Here is a 20918-nt window from a genome sequence, read left to right as displayed (position 1 = left end):
TTCGACGGCTGCGGCACGACCGCCCGGCGGGCCGGGCTCGACGGGCCGCACCCGTCGCCGGGCGTGACCTGGAGGCGGTGCGCGGCGTTCACCCCGGGGGGCCGGCGACCGGCCGACGCCCGTCCGGCGGCAGGTTCCGGGCGGACCGCCCGCCGAGCGGGGTGGCCACGGCGCCGGGGCACCGGAGCGTGCGGGGCCCGCTCGGGTCACCAGGCCCGGCTGTTGCCGCGGCCCACGGGCCGGGCGCCACCGGCGGGCCGGGCCACCGGACCTGACGACGCGCCGGGCGCCGCGTCGGGCCCGACGCGAAGGCGCGGCGCGCCGGTACCGGCCCGGTACCGCGCACCGCATGGCACGGCCCGGCACCGGGTACGGCCAGACACGGCACACCCGCCGACGGGGCACCCCGCCGGCCCGGCACCATCAGCACGCGATCGAGCGTGCTCGCGGCCCACCGGCCTGACCAGGCCACCGGACCGCCGAGGGGAGGAGAGTCCGGTGACCGCCATGAGGCCACCACAGGCCATGCCGGCCGAGAGCGTGGTCGGCGCGCCGAGACCGGTCGGCCGCCCCGACCAGGTCCAGACGGCCGGACCGGCGGGGGCGTCCGTCGGCCCGAGTCGGCTCGCGGCCCCGCCAAGGCCGCAGCCCCCCGCCGTCCACCACGCGGTGCTCTGCGTCAACGCCCCCGCGATGGCCGCCTCCGGACCGGACGGTCAGCTGCGCGGCCACGGCCTGCACGGCTTCTACCGCAACGGCGTCCGGGTGCTCGCCCGGATGGAGCTGCGCCTGGGCGGCATGGAGCCGCTGCCGCTCCAGGGCGCCCTGACCAGCACCGCGCAGGCCCGCTTCCTCGGCGCCGTCCGGCTCCCCGGCGACCTCGACCCGGACCCGGCGCTCACCGTCGAGCGGCTGCGCCACGCGGACGGAGTGGAGACCGTCATCGTGCGCAACACCGGCGGCCGGCCCGCCCGGCTGCCGATGGAGATCGCCCTCGGCACCGACCTCGGCCCGGTCGCCGAGATCGCCGCCGGGCACCGCCCGGCCGACCTGCCGGGCCAGGTGCAGTCCGCCGGGCTGCGCTGGGCCGGCCCGGCGCACAGCGCGGTGGTCAGCGCCAAGCCCTCCCCGCACGCGGTGCTGGCCGGGGCCGGGGTGCTCCGGTGGGACTTGGAGGTGCAACCCGGCGCCCGCTGGTCGGTCGAGCTGCGCGCCGAACTGGAGAGCACCGCCCCCGGCCCACGGCCGCCCGGCGGGCGGGGCACGGGCGTGCCGCTGCCCTGGGCCGAACCGGAGGTCCGCAGCGACGACGCCCGGGCCGCCCTGCTGGTCACCCGCTCCCTGGACGCCCTCGGCGGGCTGCTGTTCGCCGACCCGGACCGCCCGACCGACCTCTACCCGGCCTCCGGAGCGCCCTGGCGCTTCGGCCTCGCCCCGGCCGACGCGCTCTGGGCCGCCCGGCTCACCCTGCCGCTCGGCACCCGGCTCGCCGCCGGCACCCTCCGGGCGCTGGCCCGCCGTCAGCAGCCCGCCGCCGCCCCGGGCCGCACCGAAGGCCTGCTGCCCGGCGCCCTCCGGCACGGCGGCCCCGAGCTGCCGCCCACCTGCACTGCCACCGAGGCCACCCTGCTGTTCGTCACCGTGCTGGCCGAGGCCTGGCGCTGGGGCCTGCCCCGCGCGGAGACCGCCGACCTGCTCCCGGCCGCCGAGCGGGCCCTGGCCGCCCTTCGCGAGGGCCTGGTCGACGGCTTCGTCACCGACCTCAGCCGTCCGGCGGAGGACCGCACCGCCCACCCGGTGGCCGCCCGGGCCGAGGTCCAGGCGCAGGCCCACCGCGCCGCCCTGCACGGCGCCGAACTGCTGGAGGCCTTCGGCCGCCCCGGCGCCGAGGAGTGGCGCGGCTGGGCCGCCGAACTGCGCGGGCGCTTCCGCGAGCGGTTCTGGATCGACGACCTCTCCGGTGGCCGCCCCGCCGCCGCGCTGGCCCCGGGCGGCCAGCCACTGCCGGCCGTCGCCTCCTGCCTGGTGCACCTGCTGGACACCGGGCTCGCCGCCGACGGCGGCCGGCACGAGAGCCTGCTGGACCGGGAACAGACCCGGCTGCTGGCCCAGCGCCTGGCCGCGCCGGAGCTGGACAGCGGCTGGGGCCTGCGCACGCTCAGCGCCAAGTCCCCCCGCTTCAACCCGCTGGGCCACCGCGGCGGCGCGGTGCGGGTCCACGAGACCGCGCTGGCGATCGCCGGGCTGGCCGAAGCCGGCCACGAGAACGAGGCCGGCGCCCTGCTGGAGGGCCTGCTCGCCGCGGCCGCCCACTACGAGGGGCGGCTGCCCGAGATGTACGCGGGGGAGCAGCGCACCCCTGGCTGCCCGCCGGTGCCGCACCCGGCCGCCTGCCGCCCGGCGGCGGTCTCGGCGGCCGGCGCCGCGCACGCGGTGTTCGCGCTCGCGGGGGTCCGCCCCGACGTGCCGGGTGGCCGGGTGCTGGTCCGCCCGGCCAGCACCGCTCCGCTCGGCGAGCTGGAGCTGACCGGCCTGCGGGTCGCGGGCGAGCCCTTCTCGGTCCGGGTGAGCCGGATCGGCGTGGCGATGGTCGAGGAGGCCTCTGCGGAGCTGCAACTGGTCGCCCGCTGACACCCCTGCCCGGGCCCGCCCGGTTCCGGCGACACCTCAGGCGGGCCGGGCGCGGTCCGTGTACGGGCCTGTGCTTATCGTCAGAGAGACGACTATGATCGTCGCCATGTCGCGCTACGATCCGTCGGCCTTCCCCCCGTTCGCTGTCACGGTTGACCTGGTGGTGCTGACGGTGCGCGACCACGCGCTCTGCGCCCTGCTGGTCAGACGCGGCGAGCCGCCGTTCCAGGGGTACTGGGCACTGCCCGGCGGCTTCGTCCGCCCGGACGAGGGCCTGGCCGAGGCCGCCTCCCGGGAGCTGGCGGAGGAGACCGGCCTGCGCGCGCACTCAGCCCCCGGCCACGAGGCGGTCGGCCCTGGCGCGGCCGGTGCCCACCTGGAGCAGCTCGCCACCTACGGCCACCCGCAGCGCGATCCCCGGATGCGGGTGGTCAGCGTCGCCTACCTGGTCCTCGCCCCCGACCTGCCGACCCCCCGGGCCGGCGGCGACGCCAGCAGCGCCCGCTGGGCCCCGGTCGGCGAACTGCTCGGCCAGAGCCCGGTCGACGGAGTCCCGCTCGCCTTCGACCACGGGCTGATCCTCGCCGACGGCGTGGAACGCGCCCGTTCCAAGATCGAGTACTCCTCCCTCGCCACCGCCTTCTGCCCCACCGAGTTCACCGTCGGCGAGTTGCGCCGGGTCTACGAGGCGGTCTGGGGCGTGGTCCTGGACCCGCGGAACTTCCACCGCAAGGTCACCGGCACCCCCGGCTTCCTGCTGCCCTCCGGCGGCACGACGACCCGTCAGGGGGGCCGTCCTGCCCAGCTGTTCACCGCGGGCGGCGCGACCGTCCTCAACCCGCCCATGCTGCGCCCGGAGTCCTGACCCGGCCCCGGCCCGCCGCCCCCGGCCCGCCGCCGACTCCCCCTGGCCCGGGAATCGCAGGATCGGATCGTCCCCTGATCGGGTGAGGTGGGTGGCCGACGGGCCCGCGCCGCTCCCGTAATGCCCGGAATCTCCGCCACCGGCCCCTAATGTGCTGGCGCGGGGCCGTGCCGGCACGCGCCAACACACCAGGGGGCGCCCCGCGTCGGGCAGGTCGGCCGAGGGCATGGGAGCAGGCAGCGATGATCCAGATCACCGGACTGACCAAGGTCTACCGCAAGGGCGCGCCGCCCGCGGTGCTCGATCTGACCTTCGACGCCCGGCCCGGCATGGTGACCGTGCTGCTCGGCGCCGAGGGCGCGGGCAAGTCCACCGCGATGCGGCTGATGCTCGAACTCGAACGCGGCCAGGGCGTCACGCTCTTCGACGGCCGCACCTACCGCCGGCTGCGCCGCCCCGAGCGGGAGGTCGGCGTGCTGCTGCCCGGCCCCGGGCCGGGCGCGGCCGCCGTGGCGGGCCACCCGGGCCGCAAGGCGCACGGCCACCTGCGGATGCTGGCCGCGGCGGTCGGCGCCCCCGCACGGCGGGCCGACGAACTGCTGGAGCAGACCCGGCTGGCCGCCGTCGCGGGGCAGCGGCTGCGCAGCTTCTCGCCCGGCATGCACCGTCGGCTGGCCTTGGCCGCGGCCTTGCTCGGCGACCCCGGCACGCTACTGCTGGACGCGCCGACCGAGGGCCTGTCCCCGCGCAACGTCGAGTGGTTCCACTCCTTCCTGCGCTCGTTCGGCGTCGCCGGCGGGACGGTCCTGGTGACCACCCGCACCCCGCAGGAAGCCGCGCAGCTCGCCGACCGGGTCATCACACTGGACCACGGCCGACTGGTGGCAGACCAGCCGGTGGCGGAGTTCCGCCGGACCAGGCTCAGCCCCGAAGTGGCCGTCCGCGGGCCGCAGATGGCGCGGCTGGCCGACCTGCTGGTCAGTCAGGGCGCCGAGGTGCGGCGGGACGGCGGCGCGGGCCTCGCGGTGGCGGGCATCGACCGTACCGAGATCGGTGAACTCGCCTATCGCCACGGCATCCTGCTGCACGAGCTGGCCGACCGGGTGGTCGAGCAGCCGGCGCCCCGGGCCGCCCTGCCGGTCGCGTCGGGCCGCTCCGGCCACCTCCGTGTCCAGTCCGGCCCCACCGCTGCCGAGCCGGGCCCCGAGTCCGGCCCCGAGCCCGCTCAGGAACCGGCCTCCGACGCCCCGGCCGTCACCGTCCCGCGCCACCGGGGCGCCCGTCGCCTGGAGGCCCGGCCGGCGGCCGCCCACCACCGGGACGAGGCGGCGCTGCCCACCCGCGCCCTGCCGGCCGCCTCGGCCGCGACCGCCCTGTCCGCGACCGCCCTCTCCACCCTCGGTGCCACCCCCCACCAGGCCGAGCCCGCCGAGCCCACTCCGACCGTCGCCGTGGAGCGGCTGTTCCGTGGTGGCCCCGGTGTCCCGGCCAGATCCGCGTCGGCCCTCGCCCCGACCTCCGTCCCCGTCCCCGCCCCCGCTGCCGGCGCCGGGGAGCCCGGGCCCGACCCGGCCAGGGGCCGCCGCGAGAGCGCCGCCGACCTGCTGACCGACGACACCGTCCGGCTCGGCCGCCCGGCCCAGGTCGCGCCCCCGGTCCCCGGCGGTCCCGTCAGCCCCGCCACCCCCGACGACCACCGGAGCGAGTGAACCGTGCGTGTTCTGGCCTACGAGCTGCGCCGCCTGCGCGGCCTGCGTTCCACCTGGCTGCTGCTCGCCGCCGTGCTGCTGTGCGACGCCGTCACGGCCGCCGTCCTGGCGAGCCAGGCCCCGGCCGGCCCGCTGGCCGCCCCGGCCGGGGTGCGGCTGCTGACCGCCGCCGTGCCGCTGATCCCGCTGCCGTTCGCCGCGTTCGGGGCCGGCGTGCTGGGCGCGCTCTCGTACGGGCACGAGGTGCGACACCCGGGGCTGCCGGCCTCCCGGGTGTCGTACCCGCGGCGGGTGCAGCTGCTGCTGGCCAAGCTGCTGGTGGTCGGTCCCGTCGCGGGGCTGTTGGCGCTGGCGACCCTGCTGCTCGACGCGGTGGCGGTGCAGCTGGCACTGCCGGGCGGGGTGACGGTGGCCGCCTGGGCGGAGCCCTCGGCATTGTCGGACCAGGTGTCGCAGGCGCTGGCCGCCACCGGGCTGTCCGGCCTGGCAGACGTGCCGGGCCTGGCCGACCTGCCGGGCGTGTTCGCCCCGGTGGGGCTGGCGGCCGGCCACGGGGTGCCGGCGGCTCTGCTGGCCTTCGTCCTGCTGACCGTCGTGGCGGGCTGGACCGGGGTGCTGACGGCGTCGCTGACCCGCAGCGCCTCGGTCGGGGTGCTGCTGTTGTGCGCGCTGCCGCCGCTGCTGGAGTCCGGTGTGGCGCTGCTGCTGCGGGAGACCGGCAGGCCGTGGCCGACCCGTGCGGCCGAACTGCTGCCGTTCCAGTCCGGCGTCGAATGGGCCTACGGCTGGGTTTACCGCGGGGGGCACGAGGCGGCGGCCGGGAGTGCGGCGCTGACGGATCCGGCCCTGCTCGTGGCGGTGGCGGCGCCCGCGGCCGTCCTGCTGCTCGCGGCGTTCCTGGTGCAGGTCCGGCGGCGCGAGCTCTGACGCCGGGCGTCGAGGGGGTGGTCGCGCCGAAGAATCAAGATCGACCAGCAGTGACCGTAATGCGCGGTTCTTCCTGATAAGAAGTCAATTATCCAGTCGCGGTCGATCACCCTTTCGTGTGCTTTTCACGAGAATTCTCAAGCTGCGCCTGCCGATCGCCGACAAAGGAGCTGTGAGTACCCTTGCGCACCCCACCATGACCCCCGCCCGTTCCGCCGACGGACCCATCCACGGCCCCGGCGATCTGGACCGCTTCTCGTACGCCGACCGGCCGACTCCGCCGGCGCCCCGCTGGGAGGGCGCCGAGTCCGATCTCGCCCGGGTCGGCCGCAAGACCACCAGCAGCCGCGGTCGCGGTCTGCACGGCCAGCTGGTCCAGCAGCTCGGCCAGATGATCGTCTCCGGCGACCTCGGTGCCGACCGTCCGCTCGTGCCCGAGGAGATCGGCCAGCGGTTCGAGGTGTCCCGCACGGTCGTCCGCGAGTCGCTGCGCGTCCTGGAGGCCAAGGGCCTGGTCAGTGCCCGGCCGAACGTCGGCACCCGGGTCCGCCCGGTAGCCGACTGGAACCTGCTGGACCCGGACATCATCGAGTGGCGCGCCTTCGGCCCGCAGCGGGACGAGCAGCGCCGGGAGCTGTTCGAGCTCCGCTGGGCGATCGAGCCGCTGGCCGCCCGGCTCGCCGCCGGCCACGGCCGGGAGGACGTCCAGCAGCGGCTGGTCGAGCTGGTCGAGATCATGGGCCACGCCGCCGCCCAGGCCGACCTCTCCACCTACGCCCGGGCCGACGCCGAGTTGCACGGCCTGATCCTCCAGATGGCCGGCAACCGGATGCTGGAGCACCTGTCCGGGATCGTCGCCGGCGCGCTGCAGGTGTCGGGCGGCCCGGCTATCTCCTGCGAGCGCGCCTCCGAGTCCTCGGTCAGCCTGCACGCCCGGCTGGTGGACGCGCTGGGCACCGGCGACGGCACCGCGGGGGAGGCCGCGATGCGGGCGCTGCTCACCGTCCACCCCGAGATCGAGCCGTCCGTCCCCGCCCCTCGGGAGCACTGAGCGGGCTGTTCCGGTGAGCGGGCGCCCCGTCCGTCCTCCGTTCCTCCAGGGCCCTCCGGCCGCACCCGCGCGGCGCAGCCGGAGGGCTTCTGCACGTCGGCGGTCCGACCCGGACGCGTGATGCCCCGTCCATGACAACAGGTTTCGGCGCGGGTGAGCGATGATGGATTCCGGCCCCGTGGCCGTGGGTGCCGAGTGGTGTGACCCGCGACACGAAGGCCATGCGTAACACTTGACGAGTAGCAGCGATGTCTCCTGAGCGGGGGCAGCTCCGGAATACTTCAACATGTCACAATGCTGTGTTGGTCCGCGGCGCTGCTGCCGTCCTGCAAACCCAGTCCTCAAGCCCGAGTCGGTCGGAATCGACACCGCGCGTCCGACGCGCGATTTCCTTCCCCGCCCGCTCGGGCGGCCGGTACGGGTTCGAGTCCACTCATCGTCCGAGAGGTTGTTCGTGTCGGCCAGCACATCCCGTTCACTTCCCCCCGAGATCGCCGAGTCCGCAGCTCTGCTGGCGCTCATCGAGCGGGGCAAGGCCCAGGGGCAGATCGCCGGTGACGACGTGCGCCAGGCGTTCGAGGCGGACCAGATCCCGGTCACCAAGTGGAAGAACGTCATGCGCAGCCTCAACCAGGTGCTGATTGAGGAGGGGGTGGATCTCATGGTCAGCGCGGCCGAACCGGCCGGCGCCAAGCGCAAGAGCGTTGCTGCCAAGAGCCCCACCAAGCGCACCGCCACCAAGGCTGTCACCACCCGGAGCCCGTCCGCCTCCACGGCCCCGACCAAGCCGCCCGTACGGATCGCGCCCGGTGCGCCCGTCGCGGCCCCGGCCGTCGCGGCCGCCACGGCGTCCGCCCCCACGGTGTCCGCCGGGATCACCTCGGAGGCGACCGGTGTCGCCTCCGAGCTGAAGACGGTCGCGGCGAAGAAGGCGGCCCCGGCCAAGAAGGCCGCCGCCAAGAAGGCCGCCGCGCCGGCCAAGAAGACCGCCGCCAAGAAGACCGCCGCCAAGGCGGGCAAGGGCGACGAGGAGCTCGGTGGCGAGGAGGAGCTGCTCGAGGACGTCGCGCTGCCCGGCGACAAGGCCGGCGAGGAGGCGGAGCCCGAGGAGGAGTCGCAGGGCTTCGTGCTCTCCGACGACGACGAGGACGACGCGCCGGCCCAGCAGGTCGCCGTCGCCGGTGCCACCGCCGACCCGGTCAAGGACTACCTGAAGCAGATCGGCAAGGTCCCGCTGCTCAACGCCGAGCAGGAGGTCGAGCTCGCCAAGCGCATCGAGGCCGGCCTGTTCGCCGAGGACAAGCTCTCGGCCGCCGACAAGCTCGCCCCCAAGCTCAAGCGCGAGCTGGAGATCATCGCCGAGGACGGCCGCCGCGCCAAGAACCACCTGCTGGAGGCCAACCTCCGCCTGGTGGTCTCGCTGGCCAAGCGCTACACCGGTCGCGGCATGCTCTTCCTGGACCTGATCCAGGAGGGCAACCTCGGTCTGATCCGTGCGGTCGAGAAGTTCGACTACACCAAGGGCTACAAGTTCTCCACCTACGCCACCTGGTGGATCCGCCAGGCGATCACCCGCGCCATGGCCGACCAGGCCCGCACCATCCGCATCCCGGTGCACATGGTCGAGGTCATCAACAAGCTGGCCCGCGTCCAGCGCCAGATGCTCCAGGACCTGGGCCGCGAGCCCACCCCGGAGGAGCTGGCCAAGGAACTCGACATGACCCCCGAGAAGGTCATCGAGGTCCAGAAGTACGGCCGTGAGCCGATCTCGCTGCACACCCCGCTCGGCGAGGACGGCGACAGCGAGTTCGGTGACCTGATCGAGGACTCCGAGGCGGTCGTCCCGGCCGACGCGGTCTCCTTCACCCTGCTCCAGGAGCAGCTGCACTCGGTGCTGGACACCCTCTCCGAGCGCGAGGCCGGCGTGGTCTCGATGCGCTTCGGCCTGACGGACGGTCAGCCGAAGACGCTCGACGAGATCGGCAAGGTGTACGGGGTCACCCGTGAGCGCATCCGCCAGATCGAGTCGAAGACCATGTCGAAGCTGCGCCACCCGTCGCGTTCCCAGGTGCTGCGCGACTACCTGGACTGATCCGGCCGGTACGGTCGCAAGCGTGTGACGAAGGCCCGGAGCCCCACGGCTCCGGGCCTTCGCCGCTGTCCGGGCCCGGGCGGGTCAGCGTCCGGGTGGCCGTTGTCCCTCGTCCGGGTGGCGGTGCGGCGGGAAGCGGTCGCACCGCGTAGTCGATCACCTACGCTGTGGCGGTTGCCTGCTGCCGAGCCGACTGGAGTCACGGTGCTGCCCAACCCGGACCGCGCTGCCCTGCCGACCCCCGCCCCGCCCCTGGCGAGCCCGGCGGCCGCCCGCGCGGGCCGCCGCCGACGGGCCGCCGTGCTGGCGCTGCTGGTCGCCGTCCCCGTCCCGCTGCTCGCGCTCGGTGCGGCCGGTCCGGCCGGGGCGCAGCGCCGGGTGGTCGGCGGCACCGCCGAGACCACCGCCGACCACCCGTGGGTGGTGGCGCTGTCCAGCCGCCAGCAGTTCGGCAGCGGCCGCTCCGGCCAGTTCTGCGGGGGAGCGCTGGTCACGCCGACCAAGGTGGTGACGGCCGCGCACTGCTTCTACGACGAGTCCCGGGGTGCCAAGGTGGACCGGCCGGGGCTCAAGGCCGTCATCGGCCGGGACGACATGCGCAGCTCGGTCGGCCGCGAGGTGCCCGTGCGGTCGGTCTGGATCCACCCCGACTACTCCTTCACCGCCAACCTGAACGATGTCGCCGTGCTCACCCTCGCCGACCCCCAGGACTCCCGGCCGGTGATCGACCTGGTCGGCCAGGGCGAGACCGAGCCGTACGCGGCCGGGACCGCCGCGCGGGTCTTCGGCTGGGGCGACACCACCGGGCACGGCGACTACTCGCCCACGCTGCGCGGGGTGGAGGTGCCGGTCATCGCGGACCAGACCTGTGCGCAGGCCTACCCGGGCGGGCAGGACGGCAAGTTCGACGCCCGGGGTATGGTGTGCGCGGGCGAGGAGAAGGGCGGCAAGGACGCCTGCCAGGGCGACAGCGGCGGCCCGCTGGTCGTCGGCGGCCGACTGGTCGGCCTGGTCTCCTGGGGGACGGGTTGCGCCGAGGCGGCCCACCCGGGCGTCTACACCAGGGTGGCGTCCGTCGCGGACGCGGTGCGCTCGGTGCTGTGAGGGCCGCCCGGGCCGTTGCCGGTGGCCAACTGGTCACGTTCTGAAGCCACATCGCTGCGGAGCGTGCGGCCCTCTGGGAACAGCAGAGCCGGGCGACCGGCCCCGAGGGGACCTGTCGCCCGGCTCACCGGTCGCGCGTGGTGCGCGACCGGACACACAGCTCGACGCCGACTGCTGGTGTGGCGCCTTGGATCAGCGCTCTTCTTCGGCGGCCGTGGCGTTGGTGGTGCCGCTGAGACGGCCGCTCTCGTCCTGTATCTCCACGGCGATCTTCTTGAGCTCGGGCTCGAACTTCCGGCCGTGGTGGGCGCAGAAGAGCAGCTCTCCGCCGCTGGCGAGTACGACGCGCAGGTAGGCCTGGGCGCCGCAGCGGTCGCAGCGGTCAGCCGCGGTGAGCGGGCTCGCAGGTGTCAGAACAGTAGTCACGTCGCCTCTTCTCTAGCTCGACGAGCTGTCGTACCAGGGTCAACATCCAACCAGGCCGAAAACGTTCCCGCTCGTGGCTTTTCTTCTCTGAGGATTCTGCTGTGTTGATGAGGACGTGCCCCGGGGGCCGGTGGTTCATGCGTACCGAATCCCAGGATCCGCCCGTCCCTCGAACGCCCGATCGGGACCGGGTGCGAGGTCCGCGTAGCATAATCCTCTGCCGGGTTGGAGCATAAGCCCCGCCCCGGGCCCCGGTAGCCTGCATAACGGCAGTTCCGGAGCCTGTGCCAGGCCCCACGATCCGCCAGGACCGGTGGTACCGGGAGGAGATGGCGCCCCGGGGTCCGGATACCGGAGCGGTCCTTGTTCGCGCAGCGCGTACAAGCTGCGCGGGGGCGGCCCGCCGTGCTGTGCACCCAGCGGAGGGGTGCGAGCACACCGGGCGACGACTGTCGGTGCGGCGTGCTGCACTGGCGGATGGTCCGGATACGTCCGGATGTGACCGATAAGACAGAACTTCACCGAGGAGAGTGCCGCGTGAGTGCCGAAACGACCGTGCCGTCCGCACTGCTGGCCGGCGACGACGGTTCCAACTACACCGCTCGGCACCTGCTCGTCCTGGAGGGCCTGGAGGCGGTCCGCAAGCGCCCCGGCATGTACATCGGCTCGACGGACAGTCGCGGCCTGATGCACTGCCTCTGGGAGATCATCGACAACTCCGTCGACGAGGCGCTGGGCGGTCACTGCGACCGCATCGAGGTCCTGCTGCACCCGGACTCCTCGGTCGAGGTCCGCGACAACGGGCGCGGCATCCCGGTCGACGTCGAGCCCAAGACCGGGCTGTCCGGCGTCGAGGTCGTGATGACCAAGCTGCACGCCGGCGGCAAGTTCGGCGGCGGCTCCTACGCGGCCTCCGGCGGTCTGCACGGCGTCGGCGCCTCGGTGGTCAACGCGCTCTCCGCCCGGCTGGACGTCGAGGTCGACCGCAGCGGACACACCCACGCGATCAGCTTCCGCCGCGGAACCCCCGGCATCTTCACCGAGGCCAGCCCGGACGCGCCCTTCGAGCCCGCCAACGGCCTGACCAGGGCCCGCAAGGTGCCCAAGGCCCGCACCGGCACCAGGATCCGCTACTGGGCCGACCGGCAGATCTTCCTCAAGGACGCCCGGCTCTCCCTGGAGCACCTGTACAGCCGCGCCCGGCAGACGGCCTTCCTCGTCCCCGGCCTGACCATCGTCGTGCGTGACGAGCGGCTCACCGAGAGCGAGCAGGTCGAGGAGTCGGTCTTCCGCTTCGACGGCGGCATCGCCGAGTTCTGCGAGTTCCTGGCGCCCGACAAGCCGGTCTGCGACGTGCTGCGGCTGCACGGCGAGGGCACCTTCAAGGAGACGGTGCCCGTCCTGGACGAGCTCGGCCACATGACCCCCACCGAGGTCACCCGGCAACTCGGCGTGGACATCGCGCTGCGCTGGGGCGCCGGTTACGACACCACCCTGCGCTCCTTCGTCAACATCATCGCCACCCCCAAGGGCGGCACCCACATGACCGGCTTCGAGCGCTCGCTGGCCAAGACCGTCAACGAGGCGCTGCGCGCGGCCAAGCTGCTGCGCGTCGCCGAGGACGACATCACCAAGGACGACGCCACCGAGGGCCTCACCGCGGTGGTCACCGTCCGGCTCGCCGAGCCGCAGTTCGAGGGCCAGACCAAGGAGGTGCTCGGCACCTCGGCGGCCAACCGGATCGTCGCCGCCGTCGTCGCCAAGGAGCTCAAGGCCTTCCTCACCTCGGCCAAGAAGGACCAGAAGCTCCAGGCCCGGGCCGTGCTGGACAAGGTCGTCGCGGCCGCCCGCACCCGGGTCGCGGCCCGCCAGCACAAGGAGGCCCAGCGCCGCAAGACCGCGCTGGAGACCAGTTCGCTGCCGGCCAAGCTGGCCGACTGCCGCAGCGACGACGTCGACCGCAGCGAACTGTTCATCGTCGAGGGCGACTCTGCGCTCGGCACCGCCAAGCTCGCCCGCAACTCCGAGTTCCAGGCGCTGCTGCCGATCCGCGGCAAGATCCTCAACGTGCAGAAGGCCTCGGTGAGCGACATGCTCAAGAACACCGAGTGCGCCGCGATCATCCAGGTGATAGGGGCCGGTTCGGGCCGCACCTTCGACATCGACCAGGCCCGCTACGGCCGGGTCATCTTCATGGCCGACGCCGACGTCGACGGCTCGCACATCCGCACCCTGCTGCTGACGCTGTTCCACCGCTACATGCGGCCGATGGTCGAGCAGGGCCGGGTCTTCGCCGCCGTGCCGCCGCTGCACCGGATCGAGCTCACCAGCCCCAAGCGCGGCCAGGAGAAGTACCACTACACCTACTCCGACGCCGAACTGCGCTCCACCCTGCTGGAGTTCCAGCGCAAGGGGCAGCGCTGGAAGGAGCCGGTGCAGCGGTACAAGGGCCTGGGCGAGATGGACGCCGACCAGCTGGCCGAGACCACCATGGACCCGCGCCACCGCACGCTGCGCCGGATCAACCTTGGCGACCTGGAGCAGGCCGAGCGGATCTTCGACCTGCTGATGGGCAACGACGTCGCCCCGCGCAAGGAGTTCATCGTGGACTCGGCGGCCACCCTGGACCGCTCCCGCATCGACGCCTGAGGCCTTCGGATCCCTCCGGCACGAGGGCCCTCCACCCACGGGTGGAGGGCCCTCGTGCTGCCGGTTCCACCTGTGGTCCACCCCGGCGCCGATCAACCGGGGGCGCCGGATCCGTAACGTCGGAGAGGTCAGTACAAGCCTCCTGTCGGGACGGAGAAGTCCGATGACCGCCCTCGTCAACATCGTCGTGATCATCGCGGTGATGGTCCTCGTGGTCCAGCGCCAGATGCGCGCCCAGCGCCTGGACACCGAGCGCCGCTTCTGGCTGCTGCCGCTGATCCTCGGCGCGCTCGCGCTGCGCGACCCGCAGCTCATCGACCACCAGCACACCGCGCTGTCCGCCACCCTGGTCGGGTGCGGCCTGGTGGCGGTGGTCGCGATGGGCTCCGTCTGGGGCTGGACCGTGCGGCTGTGGCGGGCCGGGGACGGTTCGGTCTGGGCCAAGGGCACCAAGGCCACGGTGGCCGCCTGGGTCGGCATGCTCGCCATCCGGCTCGCCCTGTACGGCGTCGGCGCGGCACTGCACGTCCACCAGGCGGGCAGCGCGCTGCTGCTGGGACTGGCGGTCCTGCTGCTGACCCGCTCGTTCGTGGTGAACTGGCGGGCACGGGCCCTGGACCTGCCGCAACAGGCCGCCGTACCGCGCTGACCGCGCTGACCGCCTTGCCCGGGGCCTGCCGGGCCCGCTGTCCGAGAACGTCGAGGAGGCACCCGTGGCCGAGTGGTACTGGACCCGCTGGCCGTCCCGCGAGGGGCTGGAGCGCGAGGCCGGGAGATGGCCGCGGCGGGCCCTCTCCCTGCTCGGCCGCACCGTCCTGCTGGTCGTCGTCTGCTGGGGGACGTTCTCCGGCGGCAAGTACACGGGCTGGGCGGTGGTGGTCGCGGCGGCCGGACTGCTCGGGGTCGCCGCCCTGGCCGCCGGCTACCTCTACGCCACCCGGGAACAGCGCCTGGCGCTCTCGCTCGGCCTGGCCGCCGCCCTGCTCGGCAGCGCCTGGCTGGCCAACTGGGGGCAGGCCTACCTGCTGGCCGACTTCGTCTGGTGCGGGCTGGCCGTGATCGGGGTGGTCCGGCTGCCGGCCGCGCCCGGCCTGCTCACCGCGGCGGCCGCGCTGGGCTCGTACACCGCCGCCAGCTGGGCGAGTTGGGTGAGCATCTTCGCCACCATCGGCGGGCTCGGCCTGCTCGGCTACCTGCTGCGGCTGGACGTCGAGGCCCGTGGCACCGCCCGCCAACTGCTCACCCAGGAGCGCGCCGCCCGGGCCGCCGAGGCGGAGAGCGCGGCGCTCGCCGAACGGGCCAGGATCGCCCGGGAGATCCACGACGTGCTCGCGCACAGCCTCTCCGCGCAGCTCGTCCACCTGGAGGCGGCCCGGTTGATGCTGGACGCCGGCACCGACCGCGAGCAGATCCGCGAACGGGTCGTCGCCGCCCGGCGGATGGCCCAGGACGGGCTGGTCGAGACCCGGCAGGCGTTGTCCGCGCTGCGCGGCGAACTCACCCCGGTCGGCGAGTTCCTGGTGGAGCTGACCGGGCGGGAGCGGGCCGCGCTCACCGTCACCGGCACGCCCCGGCCGCTCGCCGCCGAGGCCGCCCTCGCGGTGCGGCGCACCGCGCAGGAGGCGGTGACCAACGTCCGCAAGCACGCGCCCGGCGCCCGGTGCACCGTCGAACTGCGCTACCTGGCGGAGGCGGTGGAGCTGGAGGTGCGCAACTCCCGCCCTCCGCGCGGCGAACCGTCCGGGGAGCTGTCGGCCAGCGGCAGCGGGTACGGTCTGCTGGGGATGCGCGAACGCGCGGAACTGCTCGGCGGCACCCTGCTGGCGGGCCCCGAGGACGGAGGGTGGCGCGTGCTGCTGCAGGTGCCGGCATGAGCGAGCGCGGCGAGCTCATCATCAGCAGGTGCGGATTTCGCGAAGCGACTGCCGAGCGAAGCGGGGCGGGCGCATGAGCGAGGCAGAGGTCACCAGGGTGCTGGTGGTGGACGACCAGACGGTGGTGCGCGAGGGCATCGTGATGCTGCTGGGGCTGCTGCCCGGCATCGAGGTGGTCGGCGCGGCGGCGGACGGGGAGGAGGCCGTCGCCCTGGTGGAGCGGTGTCACCCGGACGTGGTGCTGATGGATCTGCGGATGCCGCGCGTCGACGGCGTCGAGGCGACCCGGCGGATCAGGGCCGCGCACCCGCAGACCGAGGTCGTGGTGCTCACCACCTACGCCGACGACGACTCGCTGTTCCCCGCTCTGCAGGCCGGGGCGCGCGGATACCTCACCAAGGACGCCGGCGGTGAGGAGATCGCCCGGGCGATCGCGGACGTCCGCGCGGGGGCGGCCGGGCTCTCGCCGCAGGTCCAACTCCGTTTGCTGGAAAGGCTTTCAGGGCCTCCGGCCGGATCCGCGCCGGGGGCCGGGAAGCCGGTCGGGCGGCCGGGGGAGCTCCCGGACGGGCTGACCGCCCGGGAGGCGGAGGTGCTGGCGCTGATCGCCGAGGGGCTCTCCAACGCCGAGATCGCCCAGCGGCTGTTCGTCAGCCAGGCCACCGTGAAGACGCACATCAACAACCTGTTCGCCAAGACCGCGGTGCGGGACCGGGCGCAGGCGGTCTCGTACGCCTTTCGACACGGGATCACCGGTACGCAGCAGTAGTCGGATGAGTGTCTGTCGGATGATCGATCACCTCATCGAGTGAAGGTATCGGCAATGGTCAGAGGGGCTGTCCGGCGGCCGCCATCATGGTTGGGGTCAGAGTGCCCGCCGGTCCAGGAGCAGTTGTGCCACAGCAGCAGACGAGCAGTCCCGGACAGGGGCAGCGATTTGACTGGTGGGCCGCTCCGGCCGCCGCCACCGCCTCCGACCGGTCGGCCGTGCCCGGCCAACCGGCGGTGCCGGCCCAGTCGGCCCCCACCCGCGCGGTCCAGCCGGTACCGGCCGAGCGGGCGCCCGTCCCGGTCGCCGCCCCCGCCGCCCGACCCGCCGCCGAACCGGCGGCCGCCCCCCGGGCCCTGGCGCCCGCCACCGACAGCACCGAGGTGTACCGGGCCGTCCAGCGCAGCGACGCCTTCCAGGACATCCGCCGCAGCTACCGGTCGTTCGTCTTCCCGGTCAGCGGCGCCTTCCTCGGCTGGTTCCTGATGTACGTCGCCGCGCAGGCCGCCGCCCCCGGCCTGATGCGCAGCCAGGTGGCCGGCCCGCTCAACGTGGCCTGGCTGCTCGGCCTGCTGCAGTTCGCCTCCACCTTCCTGCTCACCTGGCTCTACGCCCGCAACGCCCGGACCAAGCGTGACCGCGCCGCCCTGGGCCTGCGCTGGGACACCCAGGACCAGCTGCGATGACGGCCACGATCACGACCGCGGTGACGACCGCGATGACGACCGCCACCCCGCCCCCCGTCGCCCCCACCGGCGACCACCACGACCTCGCGATCGCGCTGTTCGCCGTCGTCGTCCTGGTCACCCTGGCGATCACCCTCTGGGTCGGCCGCCGGGGCAGCGCCACCGAGGACTTCTACGCCGGCGGCCGGGACTTCACCCCGCTCCAGAACGGCTTCGCGCTCTCCGGCGACTACCTCTCCGCCGCCTCCTTCCTCGGCGTCGCCGGACTGATCGCGCTGTACGGCTACGACGGCGTGCTCTACAGCATCGGCTTCCTGGTCGCCTGGCTGGTGGTGCTGATGCTGGTCGCCGAACTGGTCCGCAACGCCGGCCGGTACACCCTCGCCGACGTGCTCGCGCTGCGGCTGCGCCGCCGCAAGGTCCGGGCCGCGGCCGGGGGCGCCAGCGTCGTCGTCACCCTGCTCTACCTGGTCGCCCAGATGGTCGGCGCGGGCTCGCTGGTCGCCCTGCTGCTCGGCACCAACAGCGCCCAGGCCCGGACCTGGACCATCGTCGCCGTCGGCGGACTGATGATCGTCTACGTCACGATCGGCGGGATGCGGGCCACCACCTGGATCCAGATCGTCAAGGCCTTCCTGCTGATCGCCGGCTCGGTGCTGCTCACCGTGCTGCTGATGGTCCGCTTCCACGGCGACGTCGGCGAGCTGATGCGCCAGGCCGCCCAGCACAGCGGCGCCGGGCGGCGCTACCTCGAACCCGGCCTCAAGTACGGTGCCACCTTCACCAGCCGGCTCGACTTCTTCAGCCTGGGCCTCGCCCTGGTGCTCGGCACCGCCGGACTGCCGCACATCCTGTCCCGCTTCTACACCGTGCCCACCGCGCGGGCCGCCCGCCGCTCCACGATGTGGGCGATCGGCCTGGTCGGCGGCTTCTACCTGATGGCCATCGCGCTCGGCCTGGGCGCGACCGCGCTGGTCGGCTCGGCGGAGGTACGGCACGCCAACTCGGCCGGGAACACCGCCGTCCCGCTGCTCGCCCTGGTGCTCGGCGGCGGCAACGGCAGCACCGGCGGGGTGGTGCTGTTCGCGCTGATCTCGGCGATCGCCTTCGCCACCATCCTCGCCGTGGTCGCCGGGCTCACCCTGGCCTCCTCGGCGGCCTTCGCCCACGACATCTGGGCCGGCGCCTGGCGTGGCCGGCCGCGCCGGCGCCCCTTCCGGCGGCGCGCCGCCGTCCCGGCCTCCCGGCCGGGGGAGGCGGGGGACCTGGCGGAGGCCGAGCCGACGGGCGAGGCCAGCGAGCGCCAGGAGGTCTGGGTGGCACGGTTCGCGGCCGTCGGGATCGGCGCGGCCGCGATCGCGATCAGCCTCTACGCCCAGCAGCTGAACGTCGCCTTCCTGGTCGGCCTGGCCTTCGCGGTGGCCGCCTCCAGCAACCTGCCCGTCCTGCTGTACAGCCTGTTCTGGTCGCGGTTCACCGCCCGAGGCGCGGTCTGGTCGGTGTACGGCGGGCTGGTCCCGGCGATCGTGCTGGTCGTCTTCTCCCCGGTGGTCTCCGGCACCAAGGTGGCGCTCTTCCCCGGCGTCGACTTCCACTGGTTCCCGCTGGAGAACCCCGGCATCATCTCCATCCCGCTCGGCTTCCTGGCCGGCTGGATCGGGACCATCACCTCGCCCGAGCCCGCCGACGCGGACCGCTTCGCCGAGCTGGAGGTGCGCGCCCTCACCGGTGCGGGCGCGGCCTGAGCGCCGCGCCCCGGGGAACCCCGGCGGGCCTGGGGCCGCCGGGGTTCCCCCACGTCCGGGCTGGTGTCAGGCCCGGACCGCCAGGCCGTAGCGGTGCTCGGGGCGGCCGGTGTCGCCGTAGCGCAGGGTCAGCCGCAGCCGGCTGTCCCGCTCCAACTGCTTGAGGTAGCGCTGCGCCGTCGAGCGGCTCAGCCCGGTGGCGTCCGCGACCTCCTGTGCGGACAGCGGGCGGCCCGCCTGGCGCAGCACCCCCAGCACCAGGTCGGTGGTGGGCGCCGAGTGCCCCTTCGGCAGCGGGCCGGCCGGGGCGGCGGCGCTGCGCAGGGTGGCGAACAACCGGTCCACCTCGTCCTGGCCGGCCTCCCGGGCCGCCGGGCCGGCCAGCGCGTGCCGCAGCTGCGCGTACGCGACCAGCTTGTCCCGCAGGCCGGCGAAGGTGAACGGCTTGACCAGGTACTGCAGCGCGCCGTGCTGCATCGCGGCGTGCACCGTCGACACGTCCCGGGCGGCCGTCACCATCATCACGTCGCAGGCCACCTGCCGCTCCCGCAGCCGGCGCACCAGCGCCAGGCCGGTCTCGTCCGGCAGGTGGTGGTCGAGCAGCAGCAGGTCCACCGGGCGGCGCTCCAGCGCGGCCAGCGCCTCCCCGGCCGAGTGCGCGGTGCCGGTCACCCGGAAGCCCGGCACCTTGGCCACGTACGCGGCGTGCACGTCCGCGACCCGGAAGTCGTCGTCCACCACGAGTACGTCGATCATCAGGCCTCCACGAGCTGAGGGGTGAGCAGGGCCTCGGGCAGCTCGACCGTGAACCGGGCGCCGCCGAGCGGCCCCGCGTCGAGCACGATCCGGCCGCCGGTCCGTTCGACCAGCCGCCGCACCATCGCCAGCCCCAGCCCGCGCGGACGGTGCGCGGGCGCGTCCTTGCTGGTCCACCCCTCCTCGAAGACCTGCTCGCGCAGTTCCTCCGGCACGCCCGGGCCGCTGTCCGTGACCTGCAGCAGCAGCGTGGAGCCGGCCGCCGCCAGCGTCACCTCCAGCCGGCCGCCCCCACCCGCCGCGAGCGCGTCCACCGCGTTGTCGATCAGATTGCCGAGCACCGTCACCAGCGCCCGCGCGTCCACCACCGCGTCCGGCAGGTGCGCCGCCGGGGCCAGCAGCAGCCGCACCCCGCGCTCGCCCGCCACCGCCGTCTTGCCCGCCAGCAGCGCCGCGACGTGCGGATCCTGCACCTGCTCGGCGATCCGCGCCGCGACCACCGCGTGCGAACCGGACTGCTCCGAGATGAACGCCACTGCCTGCTCGTGGCGGCCCAGCTCCAGCAGGCCCAGCAGGGTGTGCATCCGGTTGGCGTGCTCGTGGTCCTGGGCGCGCAGCGCCTCGGTCAGGCTGCGGGTGGTGTCCAACTCCCGGACCAGCGACTCCAGTTCGGTCCGGTCGCGGAGTGTCACGACCGCGCCGCCCTCGGCCGTGCTCATCCGGTTGACCACCAGCACCCGGTCGTCCCGGACCGCCGGCAGGTCGGCGCCGGTGATCCGCCCGGTCAGCACGTCCGCCAGCCGGCCCGGCGGCAGCACCGCGTCGATCGGCCGCCCGGTGCAGTCCTCCGGCAGGCCGAGCAGCCGCGCCGCCTCGTCGTTGGCCAGCCGGATCCGGCCGCGCTCGTCCAGCGCCACCATGCCCTCGCGGATGCCGTGCAGCATCGCCTCCCGCTCCACCAGCAGCGCCGAGATGTCGGCCAGCGCGATGTTGTGGGTGCGGCGCTTCAGCCGCCGGGCCAGCGCCAGCGTGGCGACCGTCCCCGCGGCCAGGCCCGCGCCCGCGCACAGCAGGATCCCGGTGAGCATCTTCAGCAGCCGGCGGCGGATCGAGTCGTCGCTGATGCCGACCGACACCTCGCCGACGATCCGGCCGTCCGCGACCCGCAGCGGCACCTTGCCGCGTGCGGTGCGGCCCAGCGTGCCCTCCTGCATCGCGGTGACGCTGAGCCCGCTGAGCGCCGGCTCCGGGTCGGTGCTGACCCGGTGGCCGATCCGCTCCGGGTCGGTGTGCGAGAGCCGGATCCCGTCCAGGTCGGTGACCACCACGAAGCTCGCGCCGGTGGCCAGCCGGATCTGCTCGGCGTTGCGCTGCGCGGTCGCCGAGTCCCGGGCGTCGGCGGCCCGGGCGATCGCCTCGTCGGTGGCGGTGGCCTGGGCGATCGACAGCGCCCGCTGCATCGCGTCGTGGTCCAGCTCGCTGCTGACCGGGGCCAGGAACAGGCCGGCGGTCACGGTGGTGACACCGACGGTGACGACGGTCTGGCTCAGCAGCAGTTGCGCGAAGACCCGGCGGGGCCAGCGGGGCAGCTTCATCCGGGCCTCCTCTCGGCGGCTGTGGGGGGCGGGTACGTC

At 74.3% G+C, this 20918-nt stretch carries 16 protein-coding genes; 13 read left to right on the top strand and 3 right to left on the bottom strand.

From position 1 onward, the window contains the following. The first annotated feature begins 507 nt into the window (after nt 1–507). The 7 genes from ACFWPI_RS14525 to ACFWPI_RS14495 all read left to right on the top strand — a co-directional run bounded on the left by ACFWPI_RS14525 (nt 508) and on the right by ACFWPI_RS14495 (nt 10379). Nucleotides 508–2631: a glycogen debranching N-terminal domain-containing protein gene (locus tag ACFWPI_RS14525; protein WP_380375623.1), complete on the top strand. Its 2124-nt coding sequence runs from the start codon at nt 508–510 to the stop codon at nt 2629–2631. A gap of 106 nt (nt 2632–2737) precedes the next feature. Beyond that, complete coding sequence (locus ACFWPI_RS14520; protein WP_063351408.1) at nt 2738–3496, top strand: NUDIX domain-containing protein; 759 nt, start codon at nt 2738–2740, stop codon at nt 3494–3496. A gap of 242 nt (nt 3497–3738) precedes the next feature. Continuing rightward, nucleotides 3739–5205, top strand: coding sequence for an ATP-binding cassette domain-containing protein (locus ACFWPI_RS14515; protein ID WP_380375613.1), 1467 nt, complete (start codon nt 3739–3741; stop codon nt 5203–5205). A 3-nt stretch (nt 5206–5208) separates the two neighbouring features. Beyond that, the gene (locus tag ACFWPI_RS14510; RefSeq protein WP_380375612.1) at nt 5209–6132 is read left to right on the top strand and encodes a hypothetical protein; all 924 of its coding nucleotides are present in this window, start codon (nt 5209–5211) and stop codon (nt 6130–6132) included. Between the two features lie 118 nt (nt 6133–6250). After that, complete coding sequence (locus ACFWPI_RS14505) at nt 6251–7183, top strand: FadR/GntR family transcriptional regulator (protein ID WP_063349357.1); 933 nt, start codon at nt 6251–6253, stop codon at nt 7181–7183. A 454-nt stretch (nt 7184–7637) separates the two neighbouring features. Next, nucleotides 7638–9275 carry an RNA polymerase sigma factor gene (locus ACFWPI_RS14500; protein WP_380375611.1) on the top strand — a complete coding sequence of 546 codons (1638 nt, stop codon included), beginning with the start codon at nt 7638–7640 and terminating at the stop codon, nt 9273–9275. A gap of 312 nt (nt 9276–9587) precedes the next feature. Further along, nucleotides 9588–10379 (top strand): S1 family peptidase, encoded by a 792-nt coding sequence (locus ACFWPI_RS14495; RefSeq protein ID WP_380375622.1) that lies wholly within the window; start codon nt 9588–9590, stop codon nt 10377–10379. Nucleotides 10380–10571: 192 nt separating this feature from the next. On the opposite strand, the gene ACFWPI_RS14490 is transcribed toward ACFWPI_RS14495, so the two are convergent. After that, complete coding sequence (locus ACFWPI_RS14490; RefSeq protein WP_063349359.1) at nt 10572–10805, bottom strand: hypothetical protein; 234 nt, start codon at nt 10803–10805, stop codon at nt 10572–10574. 537 nt (nt 10806–11342) lie between these two features. On the opposite strand from ACFWPI_RS14490, the gene ACFWPI_RS14485 reads away from it, so the two are divergent. The 6 genes from ACFWPI_RS14485 to ACFWPI_RS14460 all read left to right on the top strand — a co-directional run bounded on the left by ACFWPI_RS14485 (nt 11343) and on the right by ACFWPI_RS14460 (nt 18528). Then, nucleotides 11343–13454 (top strand): type IIA DNA topoisomerase subunit B, encoded by a 2112-nt coding sequence (locus ACFWPI_RS14485; protein WP_063349360.1) that lies wholly within the window; start codon nt 11343–11345, stop codon nt 13452–13454. 163 nt (nt 13455–13617) lie between these two features. Next, nucleotides 13618–14103: a CcdC protein domain-containing protein gene (locus ACFWPI_RS14480; RefSeq protein WP_380375609.1), complete on the top strand. Its 486-nt coding sequence runs from the start codon at nt 13618–13620 to the stop codon at nt 14101–14103. Between the two features lie 64 nt (nt 14104–14167). Then, nucleotides 14168–15328 (top strand): sensor histidine kinase, encoded by a 1161-nt coding sequence (locus ACFWPI_RS14475; RefSeq protein WP_380375607.1) that lies wholly within the window; start codon nt 14168–14170, stop codon nt 15326–15328. 73 nt (nt 15329–15401) lie between these two features. Continuing rightward, a complete protein-coding gene (locus tag ACFWPI_RS14470; RefSeq protein WP_380375605.1) occupies nt 15402–16097 on the top strand; it encodes a response regulator in 696 nt (231 codons plus the stop codon). Nucleotides 16098–16222: 125 nt separating this feature from the next. Further along, entirely contained in the window at nt 16223–16783 is a 561-nt protein-coding gene (locus tag ACFWPI_RS14465) for a DUF485 domain-containing protein (RefSeq protein WP_380375604.1), read from the top strand. 32 nt (nt 16784–16815) lie between these two features. Then, nucleotides 16816–18528 carry a cation acetate symporter gene (locus tag ACFWPI_RS14460; RefSeq protein WP_380375620.1) on the top strand — a complete coding sequence of 571 codons (1713 nt, stop codon included), beginning with the start codon at nt 16816–16818 and terminating at the stop codon, nt 18526–18528. A gap of 66 nt (nt 18529–18594) precedes the next feature. Here the strand turns inward: ACFWPI_RS14460 and ACFWPI_RS14455 are convergent, their stop codons facing one another. Both ACFWPI_RS14455 and ACFWPI_RS14450 read right to left on the bottom strand, forming a co-directional pair. Then, nucleotides 18595–19284, bottom strand: coding sequence for a response regulator (locus ACFWPI_RS14455; RefSeq protein WP_063349364.1), 690 nt, complete (start codon nt 19282–19284; stop codon nt 18595–18597). Continuing rightward, nucleotides 19284–20879 carry an ATP-binding protein gene (locus ACFWPI_RS14450; protein WP_380375603.1) on the bottom strand — a complete coding sequence of 532 codons (1596 nt, stop codon included), beginning with the start codon at nt 20877–20879 and terminating at the stop codon, nt 19284–19286. Before ACFWPI_RS14450 ends, ACFWPI_RS14455 begins: the two co-directional genes overlap by 1 nt. Nucleotides 20880–20918 lie beyond the last annotated feature (39 nt).

This window comes from Kitasatospora sp. NPDC058492, assembly GCF_042720685.1.
Classification (GTDB): domain Bacteria; phylum Actinomycetota; class Actinomycetes; order Streptomycetales; family Streptomycetaceae; genus Kitasatospora.
Note: the sequence above shows the minus strand (reverse complement) of the source record. Positions and strands in the feature narration are given on the sequence as shown.

What these genes read in the sequence shown, in the direction of transcription:
- ACFWPI_RS14520 (WP_063351408.1), top strand. Translation starts at nt 2,738, where the DNA reads ATGTCGCGCTACGATCCGTCGGCCTTCCCCCCGTTCGCTGTCACGGTT.
- ACFWPI_RS14450 (WP_380375603.1), bottom strand. Translation starts at nt 20,879, where the DNA reads ATGAAGCTGCCCCGCTGGCCCCGCCGGGTCTTCGCGCAACTGCTGCTG.
- ACFWPI_RS14515 (WP_380375613.1), top strand. Translation starts at nt 3,739, where the DNA reads ATGATCCAGATCACCGGACTGACCAAGGTCTACCGCAAGGGCGCGCCG.
- ACFWPI_RS14525 (WP_380375623.1), top strand. Translation starts at nt 508, where the DNA reads ATGAGGCCACCACAGGCCATGCCGGCCGAGAGCGTGGTCGGCGCGCCG.
- ACFWPI_RS14480 (WP_380375609.1), top strand. Translation starts at nt 13,618, where the DNA reads ATGACCGCCCTCGTCAACATCGTCGTGATCATCGCGGTGATGGTCCTC.
- ACFWPI_RS14455 (WP_063349364.1), bottom strand. Translation starts at nt 19,284, where the DNA reads ATGATCGACGTACTCGTGGTGGACGACGACTTCCGGGTCGCGGACGTG.
- ACFWPI_RS14470 (WP_380375605.1), top strand. Translation starts at nt 15,402, where the DNA reads ATGAGCGAGGCAGAGGTCACCAGGGTGCTGGTGGTGGACGACCAGACG.
- ACFWPI_RS14460 (WP_380375620.1), top strand. Translation starts at nt 16,816, where the DNA reads ATGACGACCGCCACCCCGCCCCCCGTCGCCCCCACCGGCGACCACCAC.